Consider the following 17,146-nt stretch of genomic DNA (forward strand, 5'->3'; position numbering starts at 1 on the left):
GTCCGCGCGGTGATGGACGGACACGCGCGGCGTGTCCCTACCCGATCAGCGCAAGCTCCAGCGCGATCCACGCGACGAACGCCACCAGCAGGATGCCGCCCTCGCGCCGGCTGATGGTCAGGTCGCCCTTGAGCATCGGGTACAGCACCAGCACGAAGGCGATCGCTGCCGGCAACTCCAGCTTCACGAACGATTCGGGCAGCGCCAGCGGGCGCAGCGCGGCCATGCCGCCGACCACGACCAGCAGGTTGAACAGGCTGGAGCCGATCACGTGGCCCAGCACCATGTCCCCCTGGCCACGGCGCGCGGCGATGATCGCGGCAGCGACTTCCGGCAGCGCGGTACCGATCGCCACCGGCAACAGGCCCACCAGCAGCGGCGACCAGCCCAGGCTGGCGCCCATCACCGGCGCGGCACCCACGACCCAGCGCGCGCCGTAGTAGAGACACACCGCGGCGAACACCACCCGCAGCACATTGAGGAACAAGCCGGTGCGGGTCATCGCATAGCTGGCAATCGCGTCGCGTACCGGCTCGGATTCGCGCCGACCGTACCGCAGCACGAAGGCCAGCAGCCCAACGAAGCCCAGCAGCAGCAGGCCGCCTTCCCAGCGCGCGATCACCCCGTCCAACCCGAAGACGATCACCGCCAGGCTGGCCACCGCCAGCAGCACCAGCAACGGCGAGAGCAGGCGTGCCCGCACCAGCAGCGGCGCGGCAAGTGCCGCCAGCGCCAGGGTCAGGCCCACATTGACGATGTTGCTGCCCACCGCGTTGCCCAGCGCCAGCTCCTCGGCGCCAACCACGAACGCGCGGGCGTTGACCACCAGCTCGGGCAGGGAAGTACCAAAGGTCACCAGCAGCAACCCCGCCACGAACGGAGAAGCACCGAAGCGCTGGGCGAGCCCGGAGGCGGCCTTGACGATGGAGTCGCCCCCGAGTGCAAGCAGCAGCAGGCCCAACAGGAACCAGGCAGTGGCAGCGATCATCAGTGCATCCCCAGGTGGCGTGGCCCGATTCTAGGGCCAGTCATGGCGCGGCGTACAACCCGGCCCCGTGCCGTGGCTCAGGAGCAGCCTTCCACGTAATCCACCTGCGGGGTCTTGCCAACCCGCCAGGCGGTGACGGTGCCGTCGCCGTTGATCTCGAAGTTGACGATCGCCCCGCCCTCGGTGGCCGGGCGCACGCGCAGGTTATGGCCCTTCTCGTCGTACTTGTGCGGGGTCAGGTCGCCGCGATCGGGGTACAGCGTCTGCAGCTGGCCCAGCGACATGCCGACCTTGCCGCCGCCCGGCGCCACGATGCGGTCGTTGCGCACGTCGTAGCGCACCAGCCGCTTGCCCTCGATCATCAGGATCACGTCATCGGCCTGGCTGCCCTGCGGGCGCAGTGCGTGGCAATAGTCATCGGGGACATCGCCCTGCAGGGGCTCCTTCCAGGCCGTGCGGACCTCATCGAGGGTCGCACCCAGGGTCAGGGGGCCATACCCATCCAGGCGCGCAGGACCCTGCGCCGCAGCATCTGCGGCGGGTGCAGTGGCGGTGGTGGCGGGTGCCGCAGCTGCCTTCGCGTCTGCGGCCGGCTCCACCACCGCTGCGTCGGCGTCGGCCGACGGGGGCTCTGGATGGCGGTCGCAGCCCGCCAACGCAATTGCCATACCGAATGCCAACACGCTTGCCAGCTGCTTCATCTGCACGCCCTCCTGTCAGTGGCTCGCAGGCTAGCGTGGGGGACGTGCAGCGCGTGCATACATATCGTGCTTGTCATCACCGTTACACCTGTGGCGTTCAGGCTCGGCCTGCACCGCTTCGACCCACGCCCATGCAACCGCGCAAGACCGACCTCGCCCGTGACGCCCTGCAGGCCCACCGCGCGCCCCTGGACATGCGCCAGCGGCGCCTGCTGATCCTGTGCGATGGGCAGCGCGACCTGTCCCAGCTCACCGCGATGATCGGCCCGGAAGCATCGGCCATGGTGATCCAGCTGATCCAGGCAGGCTATCTGGTGTCCGCCGCGCCGGCCGAGCCCACGCCAGCGCCGGTGCCGGTTGCACCGACCGCTGCCGGCCCGGCGCCGGCCAGTGCTGCGCCCGTCACCGAGCGCCGCCGCTCGCTGGTGGCCGCGCGCATCTACCTGCTGGGCATTCTCGAACTGCAGCGGCACCCGCAGGCCGCCGCGTTGTTGCACACCCTGCAGCAGGCGCGCAGCGACGAGCAGGTGGTGGCCGCGCTGGGCAGTGCCCTCGACGCGCTGCCCGGGCTGACCTCCGCAGGCTATTGCGAGCGCGTACGCCAGCGCCTGTTCGAGGTGCTGCCGGAGGCACATCTGGCACAGCTGGAGCAGCCCGGCGCGGTCGCCAGCTGATCGCCGCCGTCGCGTACGTGATTACGCCTGGAAGTTCTTCTTCAACCCCTGCCAGCAATGCTGATAGCCACGCTGGCGGTGCGCCGCGTCCATGGCCTGCGCGGTGGGCCGAATCACGCCACGCGTTTCGAACATGAAGGCCATGGTGTCCTTGATCACGTCGGGCCGGCTCAGGTCGGCAGCGGACGCTTTCTCGAACGTGGCAGCATCCGGGCCGTGGCCGCTCATGCTGTTATGCAGGGAGGCGCCACCGGGCACGAAACCTTCGGCCTTGGCGTCGTAGGCGCCGTGGATCAGCCCCATGAACTCGCTGGCGATGTTGCGGTGGAACCACGGCGGCCGGAAGGTGTCCTGGGCCACCAGCCAGCGCGGCGGGAAGATCGCGAAGTCCATGTTGCTGGTGCCCGGGGTGTCGCTGGGCGAATGCAGCACCAGGAAGATCGACGGGTCCGGATGGTCGTGGCTGATCGAGCCGATGGTGTTGAAGCGGCGCAGGTCATAGCGGTAGGGCGCGTAGTTGCCGTGCCAGGCCACCACATCCAGCGGTGAGTGATCGATGTCCGCACGCCACAGCTGGCCCTGGAACTTGGCGATCAACTCGAAGGCGCCCTCGACGTCTTCGTACGCCGCGTGCGGCGTTTCGAAATCGCGCGGGTTGGCCAGTCCGTTCGACCCGATCGGGCCGAGGTCCGGCAGTTTCAGCAGCGCACCGAAGTTTTCGCAGACGTAACCGCGCGCCTGCCCATCCGGCAGTTCCACGCGGAAGCGCGCCCCGCGAGGGATCACGGCGATCTGCTGCGGTTCGATCTCGATCACGCCCAGCTCGGTCAGCAATCGCAGGCGTCCCCGTTCCGGCACGATCAGCAGTTCGCCATCGGCGTCGTAGAAGTAGCGCCCCTGCATATCCGCAGTGGCGGCATACAGGTGGATGCCGACGCCACCATGCGCGTCGGGCGAGCCATTCCCGCCCATGGTGTACAGGCCGTCGACGAAGTCGGTCGGCGTGGTCGGCAACGGCAGCGGGTCCCAGCGCAGCTGGTTGGGCGACACCGCCCCCTGCGCGAAATCGCTGTGCAGGTGCGGCTGCGCATAGGGCTGGAACTCCCCATGCGTGACCGCCGGGCGGATCCGGTACACCCAGCTGCGGCGATTGCTGCCGCGGGGCGCGGTGAACGCCGTGCCCGACAGCTGTTCGGCGTACAGGCCATGCGCCACCCGCTGCGGCGAGTTGCGGCCTACCGGCAGCGCGCCGGGAACCGCTTCACTGGCGAATTCGTTGCCGAAACCGGTCTGGTAGCCGCGCGATTCGAGGGAGGTGGGCATGGTCGGAGGTCCGTTTTCGTGGATTACAGCACGCCGCGCTTGATCTGGTCGCGCTCGATGCTTTCGAACAGCGCGGTGAAGTTGCCTTCGCCAAACCCTTCATTGCCCTTGCGCTGGATGATCTCGAAGAAGATCGGGCCGATGCAGTTGGTGGTGAAGATCTGCAGCAGCTTGCGCTGTTTGGTTTCCGGATCGGCGTCGATCAGGATCTTGTTCTTCGCCAGCCGCGGCACGTCTTCGCCATGGCCCGGTACGCGCATGTCGATCACGTCGAAATAGGTGTCGGGCGTGTCCAGGAACTCCACGCCCTGCGCGCGCATCGCTTCGACCGTCTCGTAGATGTTCTCGGTGAAGCAGGCGATGTGCTGGATGCCCTCGCCCTTGTAGGCGTCCAGGTACTCGTTGATCTGGCTCTTCGGATCGGACGACTCATTGAGCGGAATGCGCACGATGCCGTCCGGCGCGGTCATCGCCTTGGACACCAGGCCGGTCTTCAGGCCCTTGATGTCGAAATAGCGGATCTCGCGGAAGTTGAACAGGCGCTCGTAGTAGTCCGACCACTGCTGCATGTTGCCGAAATACAGGTTGTGGGTCAGGTGGTCGATGAAGGTCAGGCCGAACCCGGTCGGGCGCTGGTCGGCGCCGTCGATCGGCGCGTAATCGGTGTCGAACATGCTGCCGGCGGCGCCGTAACGGTCCACCAGGTACAGCATGCAGTCGCCGATGCCCTTGATCACCGGCGCCGGCACGGCGCGGGTGTCCGGCTTGAAGTCGACCACTTCGGCGCCATTGCCCAGTGCCATGCGCAGCACCTCGTCGCCCGGCTTCTGGAAGCGGATGGCAAACCCGCAGGCGCACGGGCCGTGCTTCTCGGCGAAATCCGACGCGAACGAATCGGGTTCTTCGTTGACCAGGAAGTTGACATCGCCCTGGCGGTATACGGTGATGGCGCGCTGCTTGTGACGCAGCACGGCGGTGAAACCCATCTTGCGGAAGTAGTCGTGCAGTTCGGCACCACGACCGGCAGGCGCGGCAAATTCGACGAACTCGAACCCGTCGATGCCCATCGGGTTCTCGAAGGTGGTGACCTGCATGCCGGGGTTGGGGGCGTGCGAGGCGGTAGCGGGCTGGCTGCTCATGACACTGGCTCCAAAGCGGCCCACCCCCGGAAAAAAACCAGGTGCGGGCGGAAGGCAGACCCGCGAGAATGCGGAGTCCGGAAACAAGGTTATAGTTTCACATGAAACCACCAGCAAGGTGCACCGCAGCATGAGCCCAGCCGACCCCAGCAGCAGCAGCAACAGCATCCGCGCCACGCACGCCCTGCTCGACCTGGAGCAGTTCCTGCCCTATCGGCTGAGCGTCCTGTCCAACCGGGTCAGTGGCAACATCGCCAAGCTGTATGGGGACCGGTACGGCCTGGCCATTCCCGAGTGGCGGGTGATCACGATCCTGGCGCTGTACCCGGGGTCGTCGGCCAGCGAGGTGTCCGACCGCACGGCGATGGACAAGGTGGCGGTGAGCCGCGCCGTGGCCAGACTGCTTGAGCGCGGCTTCATCAAGCGTGAAACCCACGGGGACGACCGCCGCCGTTCGGTGCTGGCGCTGTCGGCGGCCGGCTTCGAGGTGTACGAGACCATCGCCCCGCTGGTGATCGAGATCACCCGCAAGCTGATGTCGGTGCTGAGCGAGGAAGAAGAGCAGATGCTGGAGACGCTGATCCTGCGCCTGGCCGGGGATGGGCTGCAGCGGATGGATGAAGGTTGACCGAAGCACGTACCGACCAACGGTCGGTACCTACCGGGATATGCCGACCATCGGTCGGTGCCCGCCGGGATATGCCGACCATCGGTCCGTACCCGCCGGGATTTGCCGACCATCGGTCCGTACCCGCCGGGATATGCCGACCATCGGTCCGTACCCGCCGGGATTTGCCGACCATCGGTCCGTACCCGCCGGGATTTGCCGACCATCGGTCGGTACCCGCCGGGATTTGCCGGGCAACGGTCGGTCCCCCCCCGGGACGTTTGATCGCTGACCGGTAGGTGACGACCGTTGGTCGTCACGCTTTCAACTCAGGTGCTTGCGCCGCGCATGCACCCACGGCGCGGCCAGCGCGCCAATGGCGCCGGCGGCAAGGCCCAGCGACGCGGCCACCGCCGCCGCTTCCAGCGCGCCGGGCAGGGCCAGGGCGGCGATCACCAGCAGCGCCGCCGGCAGCGCAATGAAGGTGGCCAGGAAATAGCGCCAGCGCGGTGCCCAGGTACCGACCTGGAGCAGGCTCACCGGCATCCAGGTTTCCCCTGACGCATCCTCGGCGACCTTGGCAGCCACCTTGACCAGGTCCACTTCCACCGGTCCCCTGCCGGTGCGCGCCACGGCCAGCGCGCGCGCCACCTCGTCGATCGCCGGGTAGGACGCGGGCCACGCGCTGGGCGCGGCCACGCCATAGGCGGTCAGCAGCGGGACGCTCAGCCACGGCGCCAGCAGCGGGCGCAGCTTGCGCCGGTCCAGCACGCACCAGGTCTGCGGCACGCCGTTGGCAACCACGCCGTACAACGCCAGTTGGCCCGGCTCCGGGTACGGCAGCACATGGACCCGTGCCGCCATGCTGGGGTAGCCCATGTGGCGCAGGAAGCCCGGGCGGGTGCGTCCCTCGTGGGCCCAGGCCAGGCCCAGCGGCGCGACCAGATAGGCTTCTGCCGGGTCTTTCACCCCGGCACTGGCCCGGTCGTCGCTGGCCAGGAAGAACGCCAGCGACCTGGGCTCGGCCACATCCCGGTGGTCCCAGCGACCGCTGTCGCCCAGCACATGCTTGAGCGGCAGGCGCGCGGGCGCGGTTTCTGCCTTGGTCGCGTTGTGCAGGTAGGGCAGTACCGACAACACGAAGGCCTGCAGGTCGACGCCGCGCGAACCGCTGCCCTGCCACTCCGCTGGCAACAGGCCGGCCAGCGCCGGGGTGCGCGCCAGCTGGTCCAGCTGGGCTTTCTGCTCGACCAGCTTCTGTACGGCGGCGCTCAACAGCACGTTGTCCGGCACCGATACCAGCGGCAGGCGGTACAGGGTGGTGGCAACGTCCGGGATGTCGGATTCGCCGGCATGGGCCGACGCATCGTCCAGCAGCACCTCCGCTGGCGGCAGGCTCACGCCGGTCGGTGCGTCCACGGTGCTATCGGAAGTTCCAGGCTGCATGCGCGTCGATCCATGAGGTCCTTGGAAATAGCGGCAGGAGACCGGGCAACTGTAGAGCGGACCGTTGGTCCGCTGCCGTTGATTCACCCGCGCGCCAGGAGCAGCGGACTGACAGTCCGCTCTACCGGTGGGGTCTGCGGCTGGGTGGGTCGGAGTGGCATCCCCCCAAAAAAAATGCCGCGGAGGCCGCGGCATTTTTCCATCCGGTCAAGGCGCCTTCGGCGGCGCCCATTCCTTCATGAAGGCGAAGAAGCGTTCGCGGTTGTAGCCCTTCGGCTGGCCCTTGTCAGCTTCCAGCTCGCCGGTGAACTGCGAGTGCAGCAGCGTGCCCTCCGCGTCGAGCACGAACAGGTGCGGGTAGCCCTTGATCGCCGGGAACTGCGACAGGAACGCCGCGTTCTCGTTGTCTTCGCTGTAGTTGACCTTCATCCACACATAGTTGGCATCGCGGAAGCTGCGGATCTCCGCGTCGCCTTCGACGAAGGCATCCAGCAGGTGGCACCACGAGCACCACTCGCCGCCCACGTCCAGCACGATGCGCTTGCCGCCCCGCTGGGCCTCGACCTTGGCCGTGGCCAGGTCCGCGACCGGGTCGCGGGCCGGGTCGAACTGTGCGTTGAGCCCGGCGACCGCGGCGACATCCGCCGCGGCCGGGGTGTTTCCCGAGGCCACCGGCCGGCTGGGATCGGCTGCCGGTGGCGACTGTTCGGTGGTGTCCAGTGGCTGCGCAGGGGCGGCGGTGGGCGCCGACGGCGAACAGGCAGCCAGCAGGCCGGCCATGATCAACGGCAACCCCCACGCGTGCGTGCGCATTGCAGACCTCACTTGACGCCGTGCATCAGCTTGTTGATCAGCGGGGCGATCAGGAACAACAGCACGCCCGAACCCATCAACGCCCAGAAGCCGAAGGTGTAGCCGGTGAGTGCGGACTCGACGGTCATGCCGCCTTCGCCGCTGACCGCACCGGCGAAGATACCCGACAGGTTGTTGCCGATGCCGGTGGACAGGAACCAGCCGCCCATGCCGAAGCCGACCAGGCGTACCGGGGCCAGCTTGGTCACCATCGACAGGCCGATCGGCGACAGGCACAGCTCACCGACCGACTGGATGACGTAGACCATGAACAGCGTCCAGAACGGGATCTTGCCGTCCACCACCATGCTCGACAGCGCCAGCATCAGCAGCGCGAAGGCCGCGCCGTTGAACAGCAGGCCCAGGCCGAACTTGCGCGGGATGGACGGATTGGCGCGGCCCAGCTTGATCCAGATCCAGGCAATCACCGGCGCCAGGGTGATGATCGCCACCGAATTGACCGACTGGAACCACGCGGTCGGGAAGGTCCAGCCGCCCAGGTTGCGGTTGACGATGTTGTCGGCCAGGAAGGTGAAGGAGCTGCCCGCCTGTTCGAAGAACATCCAGAACATCACGTTGAAGGCGAAGATGATCAGCATGGCGATCACACGGTCGCGCTGCACCTTGCCCTCACGGATGCCTTCCACCAGCAGCAGCACGCCCAGCGCCACGAACAGCACGCCCAGGATCCAGGCCAGCGCGGTGGCGCCGGTGGACAGCAGGAAGTAGGCCACCGGAATGGCGACCAGCGAACCGATGAACACCATCACCACGCGGCCCATGCCTTCGGCACCGACCGGCGGCGCACCGATCCCCTTCAGGCCGGCGCGGCCGACGTAGAACCACACCAGGCTGAGCAGCATGCCGATGCCCGAGGCGATGAACACCATCTTGTAGGACGGCATCGCTTCGGTACCGAAGACCTTCTCGGCCAGGAACTGGGTCAGCACCGGGGCGATCATCGCGCCGACGTTGATGCCCATGTAGAAGATGGTGAAGCCCGAATCGCGGCGCTCATCCTTCAGGCCATACAGCTTGCCGACCATGGTGGAGATGTTCGGCTTGAACAGGCCGTTGCCGATGATGATCGTGGCCAGGCCGAACTCGAACACTTCCTTGTTGGGCATGGCCACCATGAACAGGCCGGCGGCCATGATCACCGCGCCGGTCAGGATCGAGCGCTGGTACCCCAGCACCCGGTCGGCGACGTAGCCACCGAAGATGGCCGCGGCATACACCAGGGCCAGGTAGGCGCCGTAGGTACGGCTGGCGGCGGCCTGGCCGGCGGAGTCGCCGTCGAAGAACTGGGCCACGATATACAGCACCAGCGCCCAGCGGATTCCGTAGAACGCGAAGCGCTCCCAGAACTCGGTCATGAACAGCATCCACAACGGGCGTGGATGGCCGAGGGTGGTCTTGAACTCCGGCAGCGCCGGTTCGGGAACGGATGTCGCGGCGGCGTCTACGCTCATGCGGGATTCCTGGGTTCGGTGGAAGACATGCACGTCCGATGTGCGAGACAACGCGGGAGAATCCCAGAACAACGGCGTTCACGTCAAATACACACCGATGTGTGCAGCTGGCGGCACGGTCGCTGAACTTGCACCTGCAACTACCGGAACCGGACCGCCAGCGCAGCAACGGCGGGGCCTGCCGCACCGTAAGGGCATCGCGGCCGGCAAACATGAATAGGCTTATCGAGGGCCGGGGTCCGCTCAGGCGTCCGGCGGCATCGGGTCGTCATTGCGGATCGTGGTGCGCACCTGGAACAGTTCCGGGAAGAAGGTCAGCTCCAGCGCCTGGCGCAGGAATCCCACCCCGCTGGAGCCGCCGGTGCCGCGCTTGAACCCGATCACCCGCATCACCGTGCGCATATGGCGGAACCTCCACAGCTGGAAGGCCGTCTCCAGGTCCACCAGGTCCTCGCACAACGCGTATTCGCGCCAGTAGCGGTCGGTGTTCTGGTAGATGCGCTCGAACACCGGGTGCAGCGCATCGTCGGCCACGTGCGGCTGCCGCCAGTCGCGGTCCAGGTACCCGGCCGGGATGGCGTGGCCGAAGCGGGCCAGGTAGCGCAGGAATTCCTCGTACAGGCTGGGCGCGTCCAGCACCTGCTGCAGCTGCGCCTGGCCGTCCGGGTCGTGCGAGAACACCTGCAGCATCTGCGCGTTCTTGTTGCCCAGCAGGAACTCGATGTAGCGGTACTGCAGCGACTGGAAGCCCGACGACGGGCCCAGCACGTCGCGGAAGCCCATGTACTCGGACGGGGTCAGCGTTTCCAGCACCGACCACTGTTCGGTCAACTGGCGCAGCACCAGCTTGCTGCGCGCCAGCACCTTCTGGCACTGCCAGACCTGGTCGCGCTGCAGGAAGCCTATCGCCGCACGCAGCTCATGCCCCAGCAGCTTCAGCCACAGCTCCGAGGTCTGGTGCTGGATGATGAAGAGCATCTCATCGTGGTGCGGGGGGTTGGACAGCGGCTGCTGGGCCGACAGCAGCTGGTCCAGCCGCAGGTAGCCGCCATAGGTGAGGCGGCCTTCCAGGTCGGTGTGGATGCCGGCTTCCAGATCGCGTTGGTTCTTGTCGACAGACATGGCGGGGACCGCTTGAGGGGGTGAAAGCGTAGCGCAGTGGCTGGGGCCCTGCGCAGGATCCACCCTACGCCAGGGTGTGGAGCACGGGGCAGACCCGTGTTCAGCGCGGGAGTGGCGACCTGCAGGCCTGTGCCCGAGCCCTCGCAGGACGGCGCTCATGCACCGTTGATGCAACTGAATACGTTGATGTTATTGGCCTTGCGGGCATGTGGTGGGGTATACCGGGACGCCCGCCGGCCAGTTCTTGCTGCGCCGCAGGACGGCTTTTTCATACGCCTTCCTTAACATGGCAATTCATATCATTTGTAACTTCCTGTCGAAGGTGCAGTACGCAATGACGGTTGCCGCTGAGTTCAAGATCGAATATCTCCAGTACCTGGACACGGACGGCACGCTCGTCCGCGATGACCTGCCCGATGCCCTGCGCGATCCGCGCGCGCTGCTGCCGATGTTCAAGCAGATGCTGTTCGTGCGCGTGTTCGACGGCAAGTCGATCGCGCTGCAACGCACCGGCAAGCTGGGCACCTACGCCGCCTGCCTGGGCCACGAAGCCGCGCATGTCGGCATCGGCGCTTCCATGCAGAAGGACGACGTGTTTGCCCCGTCCTACCGCGAGTACGGCGCGATGTTCATGCGTGGCGTGCGGCCGCGCGACGTCCTGATGTACTGGGGCGGCGACGAGCGTGGCAACGACTACGGCGGCAACGCGGCCAAGGACTTCCCGTTCTGCGTGCCGATTTCCACCCAGTGCCTGCACGCCGCCGGCGCCGCGTTGAAGTTCAAGCTCAACAACGAGAAGCAGATTGCCGTAGCCGTGTGCGGCGACGGCGGCAGCTCCAAGACCGACTTCTACGCTGCACTGAACTCGGCCGGTGCCTACAAGCTCCCGCTCATCCTGTGCATCGTCAACAACGGCTGGGCCATCTCGGTTCCGCGTTCGGCCCAGACCGGTGCCGAAACGCTGGCGCAGAAGGGCCTGGCCGGTGGCCTGCACTGCCTGCAGGTGGACGGCAACGACCTGATCGCGGTGATGGCCGCCATGCTGCAGGCGCGCGAGCGCGCGCTGGCCGGCGACGGTGGCACCGTGCTGGAACTGATGACCTACCGCCTGTCCGACCACACCACCGCCGATGACGCGCGCCGCTACCGCGACGATGCCGAGGTCAAGGATGCCTGGCAGCGCGAGCCGATGCTGCGCCTGCGCAAGTACCTGGTCAACGCCGGCGTGTGGAGCGAGGAAGAGGAACAGGCCTGGACCGTGGAGTGCGGCAAGCGCGTGGATGAAGAGGTGAACCTGTACCTCAACACCCCCGTGCAGCCGGTGGAAGCGATGTTCGACTTCCTGTACGCCGATCCGCCGCAGGACCTGCTGGCCCAGCGCGCGCAGGCGATTGCTCTGGAGCAGCGCCATGGATGAGATCAAGAACGGCGCCTCCAGCGCGCAGACCAACGCCGCCGACAGCGCCGCCATCGCGCGCGGAGAAGAGAGCATGACCACCACGCCCATCACCCTCATCGAAGCCATCACCCAGGCGCTGGCGTGGGAGCTGGAACACGACAAGTCGGTGCTGGTCCTCGGCGAGGACGTCGGCGTCAACGGCGGCGTGTTCCGCGCCACCGCCGGCCTGCAGCAGCGCTTCGGCGCCGACCGCATCCTCGACACCCCGCTGGATGAAACCACCATCGCCGGCCTGACCATCGGCCTGGCCGCGCAGGGCATGAAGCCGGTGGCCGAAGCCCAGTTCGACGGCTTCATGTACCCGATGGTGGACCACATCGTCTGCCACGCCGCGCGCCTGCGTTATCGCACCCGCGGTCGCCTGCACTGCCCGATGGTGCTGCGCGTGCCGTGGGGCGGCGGCATCCGTGCGCCGGAACACCACAGCGAAGCCAACGAGGCGATCTTCACCAACGTGCCGGGCCTGCGCGTGGTGCTGCCGTCTTCGCCGCAGCGCGCCTACGGCCTGCTGCTGGCCGCGATCCGCGAACCGGATCCGGTGATCTACATGGAACCCAAGCGCATCTACCGCCAGTACAAGGAAGTGGTGGTCAACGATGGCGAAGCGCTGCCTCTTGACGTGTGCTTCGTGCTGCGCGACGGCACCGACGTGACCCTGGTGACCTGGGGTGCGCAGGTGAAGGAAGCGCTGGAAGCGGCCGACAAGCTGGCCGGTGAAGGCATCAGTGCCGAAGTGATCGACGTGGCCACGCTGCGCCCGCTGGACTTCGCCACCATCGCCGAATCGGTGGCCAAGACCGGCCGCTGCGTGATCGTGCAGGAGGCCCCCAAGACCGCGGGCTTCGGCGCGGAGATCGCCGCGCGCCTGGCCGAGGAATCGCTGTACGACCTGCTGGCACCGGTCGAACGTGTCACCGGCTACGACACCCACATTCCGCTGTTCCGCCTGGAAATGAAGTACCTGCCCAGCGTGGACCGGATCGTGAGCGCGGCCAAACGCGCGGTGGCGGCGGGCTGACATGCGGGCCAGACTCCTGGGCCCGTACCGCAGCCAGTACCCCAACCCGCTCCGGTTCCGCACCGGCCAGATCGTCGAACTGGGTGTTCGTGACGAGGAATGGCCGGCGTTTGCCTGGGTACGCACCGGCGACGGGCGTGCCGGCTGGGCACCGGTGGCGTGGTTGCAGGTGCTGGACGATGGTCGCGCAGAGGCTCTGCGCGACTATGACGCCCGCGAACTGGACGTGGACAGCGGTGAAATGGTCAAGCTGCATCATGAACACGGTGGCTGGTGGTGGTCCGAACGCGCGAACGGCGCGACGGGCTGGCTGCCGGCCCGCGATCTCGAACTGCTGGAAGAGAACTGCACATGAGTGAGAACAAGAATTTCCACCTGCCCGACCTTGGCGAAGGCCTGCCCGACGCCACCATCGTCGAGTGGTTCGTCAAGGAAGGCGACGTGATCACGCTGGACGAGCCGCTGGTCTCGATGGAGACCGCCAAGGCCGTAGTGGAAGTGCCCTCGCCGTTCTCCGGCAAGGTACTGAAGCTGGCCGGCGGCGCGGGCGACATCATTCCCACCGGCAGCGTGCTGGCCCAGTTTGAACTGGACCCGAACCTGCCGCAGCGCGCCGATGGCCAGGACACCGGCCACAGCCATGGCCACGCTGCCCCGGCGGCCACGCCGAGCACCGGCCAGCCCGCCCCGGCCCAGCCGGACAAGGTGGTGGCGTCCGATGACGGTGGCGAGATCGCCAAGCCGGGCGCCGATCGCGATGACGCCGGCACCGTGGTCGGCGCGATGCAGAGCTCCAATGCCGTGCACGCCGAACAGGCGGTGGCGGTCGGCGGGGTCAAGGCCGTGCCGGCCGTGCGTGCCACCGCGCGCAAGTTGGGCGTGGATCTGAGCCGTGTCCGCGCCACCGGTGCCGATGGCGCGGTGACCATGGCCGACGTCAAGCAGGCCGCCGCCGATGGCAGCGCCAAGGTCGGCGCCGCGCCGGCGGCATCGGCCGCTGCACCTGCAGCCGCTGCGCCGGTGGCCGCTGCCGCACCGGTGGCGCGCGCTGCCGAGGCCCGCGCGCCGCTGTCGGCCGCCGGCAAGCCGATGCGCACCCAGCCGCCGGGCGTGGTGGCCAAGGGCCAGCCGGAACCGCTGAAGGGCGTGCGCCGCAACATGGCGCGGGTGATGGCCGACGCGCACAGCAAGGTCGTGCCGACCACGCTGAACGACGACGCCGACATCCACGCCTGGGTGCCGGGCAACGACGTCACCGCCCGCCTGGTGCGTGCAATCGTCGTCGGCTGCCAGAAGGTGCCGGCGCTCAACGCCTGGTTCGATGGCGACGCGCTGACCCGCACCCTGCACGCGCACGTGGACGTGGGCATCGCGGTGGACACCGACGATGGCCTGTTCGTGCCCGCCCTGCGCAATGCCGACGTGCTGGATGCGCGCGGCATCCGCGAGGGAGTGAACCGCCTGCGTGAGCAGGTGGAAGCGCGTTCCATCGCCGCCTCCGAGCTGAGTGGTTACACCATCTCGCTGTCCAACTTCGGCATGTTCGCCGGCCGCTACGCGACCCCGGTCGTGGTGCCGCCGTGCGTGGCCATCGTCGGTGCCGGGCGCGCCCGCCACCAGATGACCCCGGTGATGGGCGGCGTGGAAGCGCACAAGGTGATCCCGCTGTCGGTCACGTTCGACCACCGCGCTGCCACCGGCGGTGAAGCGGCGCGCTTCCTGCGCGCGATGCTGGACGACCTGGCCCTGGCCAGCTGACCGGACGCCGTGGCGCCGGCCCACCCGCCGGCACATGAAATGGCCGCGCCCTGTGCGCGGCCTTTTTCTTGTGCGGCAGCGCCACGCCCTGCGTGACGCTACGCCAGCTTGGCCGAGTCGATGATGTGCACGCCCGGGCGAGGCGCCAGCGCGGCCTCGACCATCGCAGCGGCGATGCGCTCGGCGGGATTGATCCGCCACGCGCGCGGCAGCACCGGCCCCAACGCGCCCAGTACCAGGCTGGCCAGGTGCTCACCGGTGCGTCGCTCGCTGCGCTCGCCGCCGATCAGCCCGGGTCGCACCAGGGTCAGCGAGGAATACCCCAGCGCCCGCAGGTCCTGTTCCAGGCGGCCCTTGACCTGGCTGTAGAAGATCCGCGACCCGGCATCGGCGCCCTTGGCCGAGTTCAGCACGAACGCATGCGCCCCGCGTGCCTGCGCCTGCGCGGCCACCTGCAGCGGATAGTCGTGGTCGATCCGGGAAAACACCTCGCGGCTGCCGGCCTGCCGGATCGTGCTGCCCAAGGCGCAGATCACCGCGTCCACCGCCCACCAATCGGCCTCCAGCGGCAACCGGTCGAAGTCCACCACCGGGTTGTGCAGGGCCGGGTCGGCCACGTCCAGCGGTCGCCGGGTCGGTGCCACCACCCCGTCGCAGCGGGGATCGTCGAGCAGCTGCTGCAGCACATGCGCGCCGACCAGCCCGGTCGCGCCCACCAGCATCACCTTCATCGCATACTCCTGCCGTCCGATTGCCTACCATCGTGGCACGGCAGCGGGTTCAAGCCTGCGACACCGGCGCCGATACTGTTCCAACGCTTCCCCCGTCCGGCGCCCATGGCCGGTGACCCACCAGGACCCGCCGCATGAAGGACCCGCAGGACGCTCTTCCCAGCCCCGGCCCCGGCACTGCCGTGGGGCGGCTGCTGTTGCGCCGACAGGCCAAGGACAGTGCGGTCGCCGCGGGAGCGGAAACGCCGGGACCCAAAGGGGGCAGCAGTGCCATGCTGCAGCGCCTGTTTGCCGGCGCCGAACAGCCCGAGCCGCTGCTGGCCGCGTTCGCCCACGGCATGTCCACCCTGCCGGGTGAGCTGGGCGACATGGGCCTGCGCCTGCAGTCGGCACAGCGCAGCGCCGACTGGGTCAGCTACGGCCGCGCCATGCGCCAGCTGATCGACAAGTACATCCGTACCATCGAACAGGACAGCCCGGACGGGCAGCCCGACAGCCTGCGCCTGCGCGAGCTGCTGCGCGTGACCCTGGGCGTGACCGTGGCCAGCCTGCTGCAGAACATGCCCGAGCTGAAGGACGAACCGGTGCAGCTGGCCGCCGAGCTGCGCCAGTGGCACCCCGGTCAGCCGCTGCAGCCGCTGGAACTTCGCCTGCGCGAGTTGACCCACCAGATCGGCGTGCGCAGCGATGGCTGGCAGGAGCAGCAGGAGCTGCTGCTGAGCCTGTTCGACCTGCTGCTGGACAACATCGGCGAGCTGCTCGACGACAGCAGCTGGCTGCACGGGCAGCTGCATGCGGTACGCGAGCTGATCGGCGGCCCGCTGGACCGCGACTCGGTGGAGCAGGCGCGGGCCAACCTGCGCGAGGTGATCTACAAGCAGGGCCTGCTCAAGCAGGGCATCGTCGAATCGAAGGCGGCGATGAAGAGCCTGATGGGCGGCTTCATCGAACACCTCGATGGCATGGCGGTCAGCACCGGCGAATACCACGACCGCATCAGCAGCTACGCCCTGGCACTGAAAGAGGCACGCAGCATCGCCGACCTCAACCAGCTGCTGCAGGACGTCCTGGTCGACACCACGCGCGTGCAGGAACAGGCGCTGCAGGCCCGCGACCACCTGGGCAACGCGCGCCGCGAGGTGGAACAGGCCGAAGCGCGCATTGCCGAGCTGGAGCAGGAACTGCGCGACGTGTCCGGGCTGGTGCGCATCGATCCGTTGACCGGTGCCCTGAACCGACGCGGCTTCGACGAACTGCTGGAGCGCGAGCTGGCCCGCGCCGACCGGCAGGGTCATCCGCTGGCGCTGGCGCTGCTGGACCTTGATGATTTCCACCAGACCAACGAGGCGCATGGACACCCGGGCGGCGACGCGATCCTGCGCCACCTGGTCACGGTGTGCCAGCTGCTGCTGCGCAGCAGCGACACCATTGCCCGCATCGGCGGCGACGAGTTCGTGCTGCTGATGCCGGAAACGCCGGGCGCGGACAGCATGTCCACCCTCCAACGGCTGCAGCGGTCGCTGACGCAGCGCCCGCTGCAGCTGGATGGCAAGCGGGTGCCGGTGCATTTCAGCGCGGGCTTGAGCCAATGGCAGCCGGGGGAAACCGCCGAGGTTCTGTTGAAGCGCGCCGATGCCGCACTGTATGCGGCCAAGCGCGTAGGCAAGAACCGTGTCCAAGCAGAGTGAACCGGACAACGGCAAGCGCTGGTGATCTTCGGTCCATGGTGACCTTGGTCGAAGGGTAGCGCCGACTGTTAGTTGTGATCTCTCAGTAGGTTGTTCATCCGGGACATCTTTGGAAAATGGTGGTTACCACACCTGTCCACGCCCAAAGAGCCCGGATGAACAACCATA

16 protein-coding genes are annotated in these 17,146 nt (G+C 67.8%); 7 read left to right on the forward strand and 9 right to left on the reverse strand.

Features of this window, described 5'->3' with window-relative positions; all coding sequences use genetic code 11:
- Positions 1 to 37: 37 nt before the first annotated feature.
- Both ACIGII_RS07685 and ACIGII_RS07690 read right to left on the reverse strand, forming a co-directional pair.
- Complete coding sequence (locus tag ACIGII_RS07685) at positions 38 to 988, reverse strand: sodium:calcium antiporter (protein WP_399636326.1); 951 nt, start codon at positions 986 to 988, stop codon at positions 38 to 40.
- Between the two features lie 77 nt (positions 989 to 1,065).
- Positions 1,066 to 1,689, reverse strand: a complete 624-nt coding sequence (locus ACIGII_RS07690) for a hypothetical protein (RefSeq protein WP_399636329.1) — start codon at positions 1,687 to 1,689, stop codon at positions 1,066 to 1,068.
- 131 nt (positions 1,690 to 1,820) lie between these two features.
- Here ACIGII_RS07690 and ACIGII_RS07695 point away from each other — a divergent pair, with 131 nt between their 5' ends.
- Positions 1,821 to 2,363 carry a hypothetical protein gene (locus tag ACIGII_RS07695; RefSeq protein WP_399636331.1) on the forward strand — a complete coding sequence of 181 codons (543 nt, stop codon included), beginning with the start codon at positions 1,821 to 1,823 and terminating at the stop codon, positions 2,361 to 2,363.
- A 21-nt stretch (positions 2,364 to 2,384) separates the two neighbouring features.
- On the opposite strand, the gene hmgA is transcribed toward ACIGII_RS07695, so the two are convergent.
- Both hmgA and hppD read right to left on the reverse strand, forming a co-directional pair.
- Positions 2,385 to 3,686, reverse strand: a complete 1,302-nt coding sequence (gene hmgA / locus ACIGII_RS07700; protein ID WP_399636334.1) for a homogentisate 1,2-dioxygenase — start codon at positions 3,684 to 3,686, stop codon at positions 2,385 to 2,387.
- Between the two features lie 23 nt (positions 3,687 to 3,709).
- Positions 3,710 to 4,825, reverse strand: coding sequence for a 4-hydroxyphenylpyruvate dioxygenase (gene hppD, locus ACIGII_RS07705; RefSeq protein WP_399636337.1), 1,116 nt, complete (start codon positions 4,823 to 4,825; stop codon positions 3,710 to 3,712).
- A 130-nt stretch (positions 4,826 to 4,955) separates the two neighbouring features.
- Between hppD and ACIGII_RS07710 the strand changes: the two genes are divergently transcribed.
- Positions 4,956 to 5,453, forward strand: coding sequence for a MarR family winged helix-turn-helix transcriptional regulator (locus ACIGII_RS07710; RefSeq protein WP_399636340.1), 498 nt, complete (start codon positions 4,956 to 4,958; stop codon positions 5,451 to 5,453).
- A 303-nt stretch (positions 5,454 to 5,756) separates the two neighbouring features.
- Here the strand turns inward: ACIGII_RS07710 and ACIGII_RS07715 are convergent, their stop codons facing one another.
- The 4 genes from ACIGII_RS07715 to ACIGII_RS07730 form a co-directional block, all read right to left on the reverse strand.
- Positions 5,757 to 6,878, reverse strand: coding sequence for a hypothetical protein (locus tag ACIGII_RS07715; RefSeq protein WP_399636342.1), 1,122 nt, complete (start codon positions 6,876 to 6,878; stop codon positions 5,757 to 5,759).
- Positions 6,879 to 7,085: 207 nt separating this feature from the next.
- On the reverse strand, positions 7,086 to 7,691 hold the full coding sequence (locus ACIGII_RS07720) for a thioredoxin family protein (protein WP_399636344.1): 606 nt from the start codon (positions 7,689 to 7,691) through the stop codon (positions 7,086 to 7,088).
- An 8-nt stretch (positions 7,692 to 7,699) separates the two neighbouring features.
- Positions 7,700 to 9,202, reverse strand: a complete 1,503-nt coding sequence (locus ACIGII_RS07725) for a peptide MFS transporter (protein ID WP_399636347.1) — start codon at positions 9,200 to 9,202, stop codon at positions 7,700 to 7,702.
- 243 nt (positions 9,203 to 9,445) lie between these two features.
- Positions 9,446 to 10,324, reverse strand: a complete 879-nt coding sequence (locus ACIGII_RS07730; protein WP_399636349.1) for a tryptophan 2,3-dioxygenase — start codon at positions 10,322 to 10,324, stop codon at positions 9,446 to 9,448.
- Positions 10,325 to 10,658: 334 nt separating this feature from the next.
- Here ACIGII_RS07730 and pdhA point away from each other — a divergent pair, with 334 nt between their 5' ends.
- From pdhA to ACIGII_RS07750, 4 genes are read left to right on the forward strand one after another with little or no spacing between them, the layout of a single operon-like run.
- Positions 10,659 to 11,741, forward strand: a complete 1,083-nt coding sequence (pdhA, locus tag ACIGII_RS07735) for a pyruvate dehydrogenase (acetyl-transferring) E1 component subunit alpha (RefSeq protein WP_399636351.1) — start codon at positions 10,659 to 10,661, stop codon at positions 11,739 to 11,741.
- On the forward strand, positions 11,734 to 12,801 hold the full coding sequence (locus ACIGII_RS07740) for an alpha-ketoacid dehydrogenase subunit beta (protein WP_399636354.1): 1,068 nt from the start codon (positions 11,734 to 11,736) through the stop codon (positions 12,799 to 12,801). Before pdhA ends, ACIGII_RS07740 begins: the two co-directional genes overlap by 8 nt.
- 1 nt (position 12,802) lies before the next feature.
- The gene (locus ACIGII_RS07745; RefSeq protein ID WP_399636356.1) at positions 12,803 to 13,156 is read left to right on the forward strand and encodes an SH3 domain-containing protein; all 354 of its coding nucleotides are present in this window, start codon (positions 12,803 to 12,805) and stop codon (positions 13,154 to 13,156) included.
- A complete protein-coding gene (locus ACIGII_RS07750) occupies positions 13,153 to 14,559 on the forward strand; it encodes a dihydrolipoamide acetyltransferase family protein (RefSeq protein ID WP_399636357.1) in 1,407 nt (468 codons plus the stop codon). The genes ACIGII_RS07745 and ACIGII_RS07750 overlap by 4 nt, the downstream gene beginning before the upstream one ends.
- Positions 14,560 to 14,657: 98 nt before the next feature.
- Here the strand turns inward: ACIGII_RS07750 and ACIGII_RS07755 are convergent, their stop codons facing one another.
- A complete protein-coding gene (locus tag ACIGII_RS07755; protein ID WP_399636360.1) occupies positions 14,658 to 15,290 on the reverse strand; it encodes an NAD-dependent dehydratase in 633 nt (210 codons plus the stop codon).
- 134 nt (positions 15,291 to 15,424) lie between these two features.
- Between ACIGII_RS07755 and ACIGII_RS07760 the strand changes: the two genes are divergently transcribed.
- On the forward strand, positions 15,425 to 16,978 hold the full coding sequence (locus ACIGII_RS07760) for a GGDEF domain-containing protein (protein WP_399636362.1): 1,554 nt from the start codon (positions 15,425 to 15,427) through the stop codon (positions 16,976 to 16,978).
- Positions 16,979 to 17,146 lie beyond the last annotated feature (168 nt).

It is taken from the genome of Stenotrophomonas sp. NPDC077420 (assembly GCF_044543385.1).
GTDB lineage: Bacteria > Pseudomonadota > Gammaproteobacteria > Xanthomonadales > Xanthomonadaceae > Stenotrophomonas.